The 6799-nt window shown below is 70.5% G+C and carries 6 protein-coding genes; 3 read left to right on the top strand and 3 right to left on the bottom strand.

Going from position 1 to position 6799, the window contains the following annotated elements; translation table 11 throughout:
• Positions 1-388: 388 nt before the first annotated feature.
• Together rfbD and rfbB are read right to left on the bottom strand one after the other, a co-directional pair.
• Positions 389-1282, bottom strand: coding sequence for a dTDP-4-dehydrorhamnose reductase (rfbD, locus tag ACRDTB_RS36725; protein ID WP_431436867.1), 894 nt, complete (start codon positions 1280-1282; stop codon positions 389-391).
• Position 1283: 1 nt separating this feature from the next.
• Positions 1284-2276: a dTDP-glucose 4,6-dehydratase gene (gene rfbB, locus ACRDTB_RS36730; RefSeq protein WP_431436868.1), complete on the bottom strand. Its 993-nt coding sequence runs from the start codon at positions 2274-2276 to the stop codon at positions 1284-1286.
• A 143-nt stretch (positions 2277-2419) separates the two neighbouring features.
• Between rfbB and ACRDTB_RS36735 the strand changes: the two genes are divergently transcribed.
• The 3 genes from ACRDTB_RS36735 to ACRDTB_RS36745 all read left to right on the top strand — a co-directional run bounded on the left by ACRDTB_RS36735 (position 2420) and on the right by ACRDTB_RS36745 (position 6158).
• Positions 2420-4009, top strand: coding sequence for an LCP family protein (locus ACRDTB_RS36735; RefSeq protein WP_431436869.1), 1590 nt, complete (start codon positions 2420-2422; stop codon positions 4007-4009).
• 132 nt (positions 4010-4141) lie between these two features.
• The gene (locus ACRDTB_RS36740; RefSeq protein ID WP_431436870.1) at positions 4142-5443 is read left to right on the top strand and encodes an LCP family protein; all 1302 of its coding nucleotides are present in this window, start codon (positions 4142-4144) and stop codon (positions 5441-5443) included.
• 13 nt (positions 5444-5456) lie between these two features.
• A complete protein-coding gene (locus ACRDTB_RS36745) occupies positions 5457-6158 on the top strand; it encodes a TIGR03089 family protein (protein ID WP_431436871.1) in 702 nt (233 codons plus the stop codon).
• Between the two features lie 232 nt (positions 6159-6390).
• Here ACRDTB_RS36745 and ACRDTB_RS36750 read toward each other — a convergent pair.
• Positions 6391-6799: MBL fold metallo-hydrolase (locus tag ACRDTB_RS36750; RefSeq protein WP_431436872.1), on the bottom strand; the 409-nt coding region annotated here is incomplete at its 5' end.

Raw genomic sequence — 6799 nt, forward strand, 5'->3', positions numbered from 1 at the left:
CAGAACCCGCGAGTCCAACCCTCAGAACCCGCGAGTCCAACCCTCAGAACCCGCGAGTCCAACCCTCAGAACCCGCGAGTCCAACCCTCAGAACCCGCGAGTCCAACGCTCCGAACCCCCGCAGGTCCCCGATGGAGTCGCGCCACCGCGACTCCACGAGTTCGCGAATGTCGGACTCGCGGACCGGCAACGTTGGACTCGCGGGTCCGGAACGTTGGACACGCGGGTCCGGAACGTTGGACACGCGGGTGCGGAGAGCAGGCGACTCGCGTGCGGGAGTGGGGGACTCGCGGATTGGGTGGCTGCGTTGTGCACGGGTCTCAGGCGACTGTGCCGGAACTGTCGGTCCTTGTCGGTACGCTGGATCCCGGGGGGCCGGAGGCCGCCCCTACCCCCGAAACGCGTCCCCGTCCTCGGCGAACGCCGCCGCCAAGGCCTCCCGCCATGAGCGCAGTGGAGTGAGGCCGGCCGACCGCCACTCCTCGCCGGACAGCACCGAGTACGCGGGCCTGGGTGCCGGTCGGGGGCGGTCCTCCGTCCTGCCGGGCCGCACGCGCGCCGGATCCGCGCCGAGCTCGGTGAACACCGCGCGGGCGAACTCGTACCACGTCGTCTCGCCGCCGCCCGTGGCGTGCAGGACCGGCGGTGGCTCCTTGCCTCCCGCCACCAGCCCGGCCAGCTCGAGCAACCCGGCCGCCAGGTCCCGCGTCCACGTCGGCGACCCGCACTGGTCGTCCACAACGGACACCGTATCGTCCGTAGTGGACAGTCGGGCCATCGTCTTCACGAAGTTCGCGCCGTGCGCACCGTACACCCACGCGGTGCGCACGACCCACGCCCGCGCGCCGGATCTGAGCACGGCATCCTCGCCCGCCGCCTTCGTGACACCGTAGACACACCGCGGCCCCAGCTCCGCGTCCGTCCGATATGGACTGTCCGCGTCACCGGGGAAGACGTAGTCGGTGGACACGTGGATCAGCGGCACGCCGTGTGCCGAGCACGCGGCGGCCAGCACCCGGGGTCCGTCCGCGTTGACCGTGAACGCCCGGCCGGCGTCGGACTCCGCCGCGTCGACCGCGGTGTACGCGGCCGCATTGACCACCACCGGCGGCAGCGTCGCGGTCCCGGCGAAGGTCTTCACCGCCTCGACGACCGCACCCACGTTCGTGACGTCCAGCTCGGCCGACCCGGGCGCGTGCACCTCGGCACCCACCGGCGCGCTCGCGGCGAGCTCACGCCCGAGCTGCCCGGTCCCGCCCGGAACGAGGAGCGCCAGGGACATGTCAACTTCCTGGCAGCTTCGCGCGGTCCACCAGCTGCTCCCACCAGTCCCGGTTCTCCCGGTACCAGGCGATCGTGCTGGCCAGACCCTCCTCGAAGGACACCAGCGGCCGGTAGCCCAGCTCGGTGGAGATCTTGGTGATGTCCACCGAGTAGCGCCGGTCGTGTGCCTTGCGGTCGGGCACGCGCTCCACCATGGACTCGTCCACGCCGAACGCGGCGAGCAGCCGCTCGGTCAGCTCGCGGTTGGTCAGCTCGGTGCCGCCGCCGATGTTGTAGATCTCCCCCGGCCGGCCGGAGTCGGCGACCAGCTGGATGCCCCAGCAGTGGTCGTCCACGTGCAACCAGTCGCGCACGTTGAGCCCGTCGCCGTAGAGCGGCACCTTCCTGCCGTCCAGCAGGTTGGTGACGAACAGCGGGATGACCTTCTCCGGGAACTGGTGCGGTCCGTAGTTGTTCGAGCACCGCGTGACACACACCGCCAGCCCGTGGGTGCGGTGGAACGACCGCGCCATCAGCTCCGCACCGGCCTTCGACGCCGCGTACGGCGAGTTCGGCTCCAGCACGTGGTCCTCGGTCCACGAGCCCTCGGTGATCGAGCCGTACACCTCGTCGGTGGAGATGTGCACGAACCTGCGCACGCCCGCGTCCACAGCCGCCTGCAGCAGGGTCTGCGTGCCGACCACGTTCGTCATGACGAAGTCGGCCGCGCCCATGATCGACCGGTCCACATGCGACTCGGCGGCGAAGTGCACGACGAGGTCGGTGCCCGACATCAGGTCGCGGACGACCTCACGGTCGCAGATGTCCCCGCGCACGAAGCGCAGCCGGGGGTTGTCCCGCACGGACTCCAGGTTGGACTCGCAACCGGCGTAGGTGAGCTTGTCGAGCACCACCACTTGGGCGTCGGCCAGCGTGTCGTAGGCGCCGCCCAGGACCTTCCGGACGTAGTGCGACCCGATGAACCCGGCACCGCCGGTGACCAACACCCGCATACAGGCTCCACCAATTTCCTTCACCCAGAAGTAAACCCTCGAGGGGCACTATTGCGTACTAGTCAACAGGGAGACACCTGCTACCGGGGTCACACCCCGGTATTCTACTGGTCAGGTCCGTCGGGGGACTGGGAGGAGCGTGCGTGGACGAACGTACGCAGGTCATCGCTGCTCATCCACAGGCGAGCGGCGGGTGGCGGAGAGCGGGGCGAAACACGGCGCGGGCGATCGTCGCGCTGGCTTCCGTCGCCGTGCTGGGGACCATGGGTTACGGCTGGTGGGCCGTCGGTGACGTCGACGACGGAACGGTCACGACCGAGGTGATCGACAAGGACGTCGAGAACCAACGCATTCCGCTGGACGGCGCAGTGGACATGCTGCTGGTCGGCATAGACAGTCGAACCGACGCTTACGGCAACCCGCTCTCGCGCGAGGTGCTCGATCTGTTGTATGCCGGCGAAAGCGAGGGCGAGCGCAACACCGACACGATGATCCTCGTGCACATCCCGGTCGACGGGACCCGGGCGATCGCGATCTCCTTTCCCCGCGACTCCTGGGTCGAGCTCGCCGGCGGCTTCGGCGAGCACCGGCTCAACTCCGCGTTCGCCTACGCCTACAACGACGCCCGCGAGGACCTGGCCGACAAGGTCGACAACGAGAAGGAGCTCGACGCGCAGGCCACGGTGGTCGGTCGCAAGAACCTGATCGCCACCGTGCAGGAGCTGATCGGCAAGGCCGTGACGATCGACCGCTACGCCGAGGTGAACCTCGCGAGCTTCTACGAGGTGACCAAGGCGATCGGCGGCGTGGACGTCTGTCTCAACGAGGCCACCGAGGACCCGCTGTCGGGAGCGGAGTTCTTCAAGGGCGTGCAGACGATCGCGGGCCGCAAGGCGCTCGCGTTCGTCCGGCAGCGGCACGGGCTGCCGGGCGGCGACCTGGACCGGATCGTGCGCCAGCAGGCGTTCCTCGGCGCGTTGGCCAACAAGGTGCTCTCCGCCGACATGCTGACCAACCCGACGCAGGTGCGCGAGCTGGTCAAGGCCGTGCAGAAGTCGGTCGTGCTCAGCAACGGCTGGGAGCTGTCCACGTTCGCCGGCCAGATGTCGGGGCTCACCAGCTCGGGCATCGACTTCTACACGATCCCCGTGGTCGGCGACGCCAACATCGGCGGCGCGGACGTCCTCGAGGTCGACCCGACGCAGGTGGCGCGGTTCGTCAGATCCCTGACCGCCGACGAGCAATCGGAGGAGAGCTCCTCCGCCGCGCCGACCACCACGACCACCCCGCCCGCGTCCGGCACCGCCCCGCCGAACGAGGGCGACCGGCCCTCGCTCGGTCTGGTCACCGTGGACGTGCGCAACGGCTCCAACACCTACGGGCTCGCCGCCTCGGTACGCGACCGCCTGGCCCAGCAGGGCTTCAACCCGGGCGACATCGGGGACACCACGGTGCAGAACGGGTCGGCGATCAGCTTCGCGCCCGGTGAGCGGAACCTCGCGCGGTATGCCGCCGACCAGCTCGGCGGCGCGTTCTCGCTGATCGAGGACGCGGGCCAGCAGCCCGGGCTGCTGAACATCGTGGTCGGGACCGACTACCAGGCACCCAACGCGGGCCTGGCCGGCGACCGGGTGGTCGAGCTGCAGCCGTCCACGTCGCCGGGCCAGCCGCCGTCCCCGTCACCCGAGCCGAAGCCGGTGCTCAACGCGGGCGGGGTCAACTGCGTGAACTAGTTGACGCGAGTGGGGGCACCTGCGTGAACTGGTTAACGTCACCCAAGTGGTGAGCGACTGCTCAAAGATACCGGGCTGCCGCCGCGCAGCGGTTAGCCTGGATCGGGGCCGTTGCCGGGGGAGGTGAGTCGGGTGCGGAGAACGCCTGGACCGAACGATCCCACCACGTACGCCGCCGCCGTGGGTTCGGTCCGCGAGTGGCCCGACGACCTCGAGCCGGTCGACGAGCAGGAGCGGACCCCGGCGCCGGTACGGCCGCGACGGCGGATCTCGCCGCTGCTCGTGCTCGGCCGCCTGTTCGTCGGGCTGGTCTCCGCCGCCGTGCTCGCCGCGATGTCCATGGTGTACCTGCGCGTGGACGAGCTGGACAGCAGCAAGAACACGACGGACGCGCTCACCGAGGCGCACTCCGGTGGGCACGCGCCCGCCCCGGACGACGGGGCCAACGACATCCTCATCGTCGGCAACGACAGCCGCACCGACATGCAGGGCAACCCGCTGTCCGACGAGCTGCTCAGGGAGCTGCGCACCGAGGCGACCGAGGGGCTCAACACCGACACGCTGATCCTGCTGCGCGTCCCGCGCGACGGCGGCCGCGGCGCGGCGATCTCCATCCCGCGCGACACGTCGGTGAAGGTGCCCGGCCTCGACAAGGAGGAGAAGATCAACGGCGCCTTCGGCATCACGAAGACGCTGACCGAGCGCAAGCTCCGCGACGAGGGCGAGACGGACAGCAAGAAGATCTCCCGCGAGTCCGACGACGCCGCGCGCACCGCGCTGATCCAGTCCGTGCAGTGGCTGACCGGCGTGCGTGTCGACCACTACACCGAGGTCAGCCTGTACGGGTTCTACCTGCTCACCGAGGTCATCGACGGCGTGGAGGTGTGCCTGAACCAGGCGACCAGTGACCCGGACTCCGGCGCGGAGTTCGCGGCGGGTCCGCAGACCGTGCGAGGCGGCGACGCGGTGTCGTTCGTGCGTCAGCGCAAGAACCTGCCGCGTGGCGACCTGGACCGGATCGTGCGGCAGCAGACGTTCCTGGCGTCGGCGATGGACAAGGTGCTGACCAGCGACGTGCTGACGAACAACGCGAAGCTGAACGCATTGGAGGACGCGGTGTCCAAGACGGTCGTGATGGACGACGGGCTGCACTTCCTCGAGCTGGTGAACCAGGTGCGGGCGCTCGCGAGTGGCCGGGTCCGGTTCGTGACCATCCCCGTGACGGGGGTCGGCGCGCGCAACGACCGGGGGCAGAGCATCATCACGGTCGACGTCCCGGCGGTGCACGAGTACGTGGCGCGGCTGGTGTCCGGCGATCCGCCGGCGCCGGCCAAGCCGCCATCGACGCCCTCTCGGTTCGGCGGCCCGACGCTGCTGGACCTGACCGCGCCGGCCTCGGCCGGCGGCCGGGCCGACGTGCCCTGTGTCGACTGACCGTGGAGTGCCGTTGAGCCTCACCGAGATCCTGCTACGGCCGTACTCGCCGAGCCGCCCGCTGATCACGCACTACGACGACGCGACCGGGAGCCGCGTGGAGCTGTCCGCTGCGACACTGCGGAACTGGGCGGCGAAGACGGCGAACTGGCTCGTCGAGGAGCACGACCTGGAGCCGGGCTCGCGGGTGGCGGTGCTGCTGCCCGCGCACTGGCAGACCGCCGGGGTGCTGCTCGGCGCGTGGTGGTGTGGGGCGGAGGTGGTGGCCGACCCGGCCGGTGCCGACGTCGCGTTCGTGCCGCCCGCCGCCAGTGCGCTCGGCGCCTCGACGGCGGCCGCCGTGTCGCTCGACCCGATGGGCCGCGACCTGGGCGCCATGACGCCGGATGGCGCGGTGGACTACATCGCCGAGTCCCGCGTGCACGGCGACGACTTCCTCGCCCTCACCCCGGTTCCCGGCACCACGCCGTGCCTCGCCGGGTCTACAGTGGACGACGTGCTTGCGGCGGCACGGCGGCGGGCGGAGGTCAAGGACCTCGTCGCGGAGTCCCGGGTGCTGTCCACAATGGAATGGTCGGTGCCCGAGGGGATCCTGGAGGGTCTCCTGTCCGTGCTCGCCGCGGGTGCCTCGCTCGTCCAGGTCTCGAACGCCGACCCCGACCGGGTGGACCGGCACCGCGCGACCGAGCACGTCACCGTCACCCAGCTGGGCTGACGGCCGCGCGGGTTGCCGATCGCCGTCGCGACGCCGCGACGCCCTCGCCTCCGTAGCTGCTCGTGATCCGCGACATCGCCGGCGGCATCACTCGGTTCGACGGGCTGGCGCGGGAGCGGAAACCGTTGGTGGCACACGGAGTTCTCGACAAGACGCACGGTCGCGCGGGCCGAGCACCGCGGCTCGGTGGACGACTCCCCTCACCCGCCTGGCGGAGCTGACCTGAGCCGTCTCACACCGACTCGCCGGGCCTCAGGTACCGGTAGCCGTCGCCGGTCTCCTCGGCGAGCCAGCCGTTCACGCTGCCGAGGCCGCGTTCGTTGAGCTGAGCGTCGTGTATCGCGAACGTCCGTCGCGGCTCGATCGCCTTGACGAAGCGGATCGCCTCGTCCAGCTTCAGCCACGACCCCTGGGCCGGAACCAGCAGCGTCTCGATCGGCTGCTCGGGCACGTGCAGCGAGTCGCCCGGGTGGTAGACCGCGTCGTCGACGACGTAGCCGAGGTTCGCGCAGTCCGGTTGGCCGCCGTAGATGACCGCGTGCCGACCACCGACCGCCCGCACCCGGAACCCGGCCGCGGTGAACTCCTCACCGGCGGACACCCCGATGACCTCCAGCCCCGGAATCGCCGCGTCCCGAGGC

Origin of the sequence: Actinophytocola sp. (genome assembly GCF_050699935.1) — a bacterium.
Classification (GTDB): Bacteria; Actinomycetota; Actinomycetes; order Mycobacteriales; family Pseudonocardiaceae; genus Actinophytocola.